This is a genomic window from Klebsiella sp. EMBS2024, assembly GCF_036233805.1.
GTDB classification, from domain to species: domain Bacteria; phylum Pseudomonadota; class Gammaproteobacteria; order Enterobacterales; family Enterobacteriaceae; genus Klebsiella; species Klebsiella pneumoniae.
The window spans coordinates 834,979-839,359 of record NZ_JAZARW010000001.1; the positions used below are offsets into that span (position 1 = coordinate 834,979).

The window sequence follows — 4,381 nt, forward strand, 5'->3', positions numbered from 1 at the left end:
GTTTCCGAAACCACCTAGCCAGGCAGTATATGAAGTCTTCAAAAATGCGCCACTGGACTTCAAACCTCAGTGACATTTTTCCCCGTGCAAACGGGGAAAAACAATCTATGGTAGTCACAGGGTTTTGGTAGTTTTGTATATTTGAGTTTGTTAACATTCTGCTAAATTATCGTGGGCTTTCCGCCCGGATAAGGGAGATATGATGAAGCAGGCATTACGAGTAGCATTTGGTTTTTTAATGCTGTGGGCGGCGGTGCTGCACGCAGAAGTACGTATCGAGATCACCCAGGGGGTGGACTCGGCACGCCCTATCGGCGTGGTACCGTTCCAGTGGGCCGGCCAGGGCGCTGCGCCGGAAGATGTCGGTGGTATCGTGGCAGCTGACCTGCGCAACAGCGGTAAATTCAATCCGCTGGATCGCTCGCGTCTGCCGCAGCAGCCGACCAGTGCCCAGGAAGTGCAGCCTGCTGCCTGGTCTGCGCTGGGTATTGACGCCGTAGTCGTCGGCCAGGTCACGCAAAATCCGGATGGTTCTTATCAGGTTGCGTATCAACTGGTGGACACCGGCGGAGCGCCGGGCACAACGCTGGCGCAAGGTTCTTTTAAAGTCACTAAGCAGTACCTGCGCTATGCGGCGCACGCGGCCAGCGACGCGGTATTTGAGAAGCTGACCGGCATCAAGGGCGCCTTCCGTACCCGTATCGCCTACGTGGTGCAGAAAAACGGCGGCCAGTACCCTTACGAACTGCGCGTGTCCGACTACGATGGTTACAACCAGTTCCTGGTTCACCGTTCCTCCCAGCCGCTGATGTCCCCGGCCTGGTCTCCGGACGGTTCTAAACTGGCCTACGTTACCTTTGAAAGCGGTCGTTCTGCGCTGGTGGTTCAGACCCTGGCGAACGCCTCTGTGCGTCAGATCGCCTCCTTCCCGCAGCACAACGGCGCCCCGGCGTTCTCACCGGATGGTTCTAAACTGGCGTTCGCGCTGTCGAAAACCGGTAGCCTGAACCTGTACGTAATGGATCTGGGATCCGGTCAGATTCGTCAGGTGACCAACGGTCGCAGCAACAACACCGAACCAAGCTGGTTCCCGGACAGCCAGAATCTGGCCTTCACTTCTGACCAGGCAGGTCGTCCGCAGGTATATAAAGTCAACATTAATGGCGGCACGCCGCAGCGTATCACCTGGGAAGGTTCTCAGAACCAGGACGCCGACGTGAGCGCGGATGGTAAAACCATGGTAATGGTCAGCTCGGCCGGCGGTCAGCAGCACATTGCCAAACAAGATCTGGAAACGGGTGGTGTACAGGTTCTGTCATCAACGTTTTTAGACGAAACGCCAAGTCTNGCACCTAACGGCACTATGGTAATCTACAGCTCTTCTCAGGGGATGGGATCCGTGCTGAATCTGGTTTCTACAGATGGGCGTTTCAAAGCGCGTCTTCCGGCAACTGATGGACAGGTAAAATCGCCTGCCTGGTCGCCGTATCTGTGATAATAAATAATTGATTATTAAAGGAATCAAAGAAATGCAACTGAACAAAGTGCTGAAAGGGCTGATGATCGCTCTGCCGGTTATGGCAATCGCGGCATGTTCTTCTAACAAGAACGCCAGCAACGACCAGAGCGGTGAAGGCATGCTGGGTGCCGGCACTGGTATGGACGCTAACGGTAACGGCGGCAACATGTCTTCTGAAGAGCAAGCTCGTCTGCAGATGCAGCAGCTGCAGCAGAACAACATCGTTTACTTCGATCTCGACAAGTACGATATCCGTTCTGACTTCGCTGCTATGCTGGACGCGCACGCTAACTTCCTGCGCAGCAACCCGTCCTACAAAGTGACTGTAGAAGGTCACGCGGATGAGCGCGGTACGCCGGAATACAACATCGCTCTGGGTGAGCGTCGTGCTAACGCCGTTAAGATGTATCTGCAGGGCAAAGGTGTTTCTGCCGATCAGATCTCCATCGTTTCTTACGGTAAAGAAAAACCAGCAGTACTGGGTCATGACGAAGCGGCATATGCCAAAAACCGTCGCGCCGTACTGGTTTACTAAGAGAATTGCATGAGCAGTAACTTCAGACATCATTTATTGAGTCTGTCGTTACTGGTTGGCATAGCGGCCCCCTGGGCCGCTTTTGCTCAGGCGCCAATCAGTAGTGTCGGCTCAGGCTCGGTCGAAGACCGCGTCACTCAACTTGAGCGTATTTCCAATGCTCACAGCCAGCTTTTAACCCAACTCCAGCAACAACTCTCTGATAACCAGACTGACATTGATTCTCTCCGCGGGCAGATCCAGGAGAACCAGTACCAGCTGAATCAGATCGTTGAGCGCCAGAAACAGATTCTGCTGCAGATAGATAGTCTGAGCAGCGGTGGCGGCGCAGCATCAGGTGCGCAGGCTCCGTCGTCTTCTGGCGATCAGAGCGCGGCTGCCACCAGCGCAGCGCCAGCGGCCACCTCAGGCGCCCCGGCGATGACCGGCGATGCGAACACCGATTATAATGCCGCTATTGCCCTGGTGAAGGATGCCTCACGCCAGGATGACGCGATGGTGGCGTTTCAAAACTTCGTCAAAAAGTACCCGGATTCAACCTACCAGCCAAACGCTAACTACTGGCTCGGGCAGTTGAACTACAATAAGGGGAGAAAAGACGACGCGGCGTTTTACTTCGCTTCGGTGGTGAAGAACTACCCGAAATCGCCAAAAGCGCCTGACGCGATGTTTAAAGTCGGCGTGATCATGCAGGACAAAGGTGATACCGCGAAAGCGAAAGCGGTTTACCAGCAGGTGATCAATAAATTCCCCGGCACCGACGGTGCGAAACAAGCGCAAAAACGACTTAATGCTCTTGGTTGATTACGGCATGACCAGAAATCGCGTTATTTCTGGTCTTGTCGCCTGAATCGCCAGCAGTTAAGTGATCTTTATCGAAATTTTAGTTGCGCTGAATTCTGAAATCAGTAATATATGCCGCCGTTGCCAAGGGATATCAAACAAACCCAAAGCAATGCCAGAGTGGGTCGTTAGCTCAGTTGGTAGAGCAGTTGACTTTTAATCAATTGGTCGCAGGTTCGAATCCTGCACGACCCACCAATCGTTCTGGTGGAACGCGATAGTAAAACGTGAAGGATAACGTTGCGTCAGCAACGGCCCGTAGGGCGAGGCGAAGCCGAGTCATCCTGCACGACCCACCGCTTAGTAGTATCCAGCGTAGTATCGGGTGATTAGCTCAGCTGGGAGAGCACCTCCCTTACAAGGAGGGGGTCGGCGGTTCGATCCCGTCATCACCCACCACCGGGTCGTTAGCTCAGTTGGTAGAGCAGTTGACTTTTAATCAATTGGTCGCAGGTTCGAATCCTGCACGACCCACCATCTTTAACATCGTACGTCGGTGTTAAATGTGAAGGATAACGTTGCTTCAGCTACGGCCCGAAGGACGAGCGAAGCGAGTCATCCTGCACTCCAATCATTTTTATGATGGGGTAGGTGGACGCAGTATCGGTAGTATCCAGCGCAGTTTCGGGTGATTAGCTCAGCTGGGAGAGCACCTCCCTTACAAGGAGGGGGTCGGCGGTTCGATCCCGTCATCACCCACCACTCGGGTCGTTAGCTCAGTTGGTAGAGCAGTTGACTTTTAATCAATTGGTCGCAGGTTCGAATCCTGCACGACCCACCAATTTCAGCATTTAACTCAGATGCTGAACGTGAAGGATAACGTTGCGTCAGCAACGGCCCGAAGGGCGAGGCAAAGCCGAGTCATCCTGCACGACCTACCAATTTCTGAATTGGTGTCGAGTGAAATTATTCAGGTAGTACCAGAGCGGGTCGTTAGCTCAGTTGGTAGAGCAGTTGACTTTTAATCAATTGGTCGCAGGTTCGAATCCTGCACGACCCACCAATTTCAGCATTTAACTCAGATGCTGAACGTGAAGGATAACGTTGCGACAGCAACGGCCCGAAGGGCGAGGCGAAGTCGAGTCATCCTGCACGACCCACCATCCTGAATGATGGCAGCAGTAAAATCCCGCAAGGGGTCGTTAGCTCAGTTGGTAGAGCAGTTGACTTTTAATCAATTGGTCGCAGGTTCGAATCCTGCACGACCCACCAATGTAAAAAGGCGCCCTAAAGGCGCCTTTTTGCTNTGCGCCGAACTCAACGATTCGACAAAATTGTCGGGAACAATTTTGAACAACGCGGCAGCGTTGGCCCGCAGGGCGAGTCTCAGGATGAGACGAGTTTCTCTGCAGCAGGTTCGGGTCGAACGCAGTGAGACAACGGAGCCGCTTGCGGCGACGGCCCGAAGGGCGAGGCGAAGCCGAGTCATCCTGCACGACCCACCAATGTAAAAAGGCGCCCTAAAGGCGCCTTTTTGCTATCTG

General features: G+C 53.7%; 4 protein-coding genes, 7 tRNA genes and 1 other RNA gene. All 12 read left to right on the top strand.

Features of this window, described 5'->3' with window-relative positions:
- The coding region (locus tag VZP09_RS03820; RefSeq protein WP_442910123.1) for a hypothetical protein at positions 1 to 73 on the top strand (73 nt) is incomplete at its 5' end.
- 129 nt (positions 74 to 202) lie between these two features.
- Positions 203 to 1,495: a Tol-Pal system beta propeller repeat protein TolB gene (gene tolB, locus VZP09_RS03825; protein WP_002895066.1), complete on the top strand. Its 1,293-nt coding sequence runs from the start codon at positions 203 to 205 to the stop codon at positions 1,493 to 1,495.
- A 34-nt stretch (positions 1,496 to 1,529) separates the two neighbouring features.
- The gene (gene pal / locus VZP09_RS03830) at positions 1,530 to 2,054 is read left to right on the top strand and encodes a peptidoglycan-associated lipoprotein Pal (RefSeq protein ID WP_002895068.1); all 525 of its coding nucleotides are present in this window, start codon (positions 1,530 to 1,532) and stop codon (positions 2,052 to 2,054) included.
- Between the two features lie 9 nt (positions 2,055 to 2,063).
- Positions 2,064 to 2,858 (top strand): cell division protein CpoB, encoded by a 795-nt coding sequence (cpoB, locus tag VZP09_RS03835; RefSeq protein ID WP_002895071.1) that lies wholly within the window; start codon positions 2,064 to 2,066, stop codon positions 2,856 to 2,858.
- 161 nt (positions 2,859 to 3,019) lie between these two features.
- Positions 3,020 to 3,095: transfer RNA gene (locus VZP09_RS03840), tRNA-Lys, on the top strand.
- Between the two features lie 125 nt (positions 3,096 to 3,220).
- Positions 3,221 to 3,296 (top strand) — tRNA-Val (locus VZP09_RS03845).
- 2 nt (positions 3,297 to 3,298) lie between these two features.
- Positions 3,299 to 3,374: transfer RNA gene (locus tag VZP09_RS03850), tRNA-Lys, on the top strand.
- 149 nt (positions 3,375 to 3,523) lie between these two features.
- Positions 3,524 to 3,599, top strand: a tRNA-Val gene (locus VZP09_RS03855).
- A 3-nt stretch (positions 3,600 to 3,602) separates the two neighbouring features.
- Positions 3,603 to 3,678, top strand: a tRNA-Lys gene (locus VZP09_RS03860).
- 146 nt (positions 3,679 to 3,824) lie between these two features.
- A tRNA-Lys gene (locus VZP09_RS03865) sits at positions 3,825 to 3,900 on the top strand.
- Positions 3,901 to 4,033: 133 nt separating this feature from the next.
- Positions 4,034 to 4,109, top strand: a tRNA-Lys gene (locus VZP09_RS03870).
- Positions 4,110 to 4,204: 95 nt separating this feature from the next.
- A non-coding RNA gene (locus VZP09_RS03875) (RtT sRNA) lies at positions 4,205 to 4,342 on the top strand.
- The last annotated feature ends 39 nt before the right edge of the window (positions 4,343 to 4,381 follow it).

Bases quoted from the DNA above. Each gene is read 5' to 3' on its own strand.
- cpoB (WP_002895071.1), top strand. From the start codon at position 2,064: ATGAGCAGTAACTTCAGACATCATTTATTGAGTCTGTCGTTACTGGTT.
- pal (WP_002895068.1), top strand. From the start codon at position 1,530: ATGCAACTGAACAAAGTGCTGAAAGGGCTGATGATCGCTCTGCCGGTT.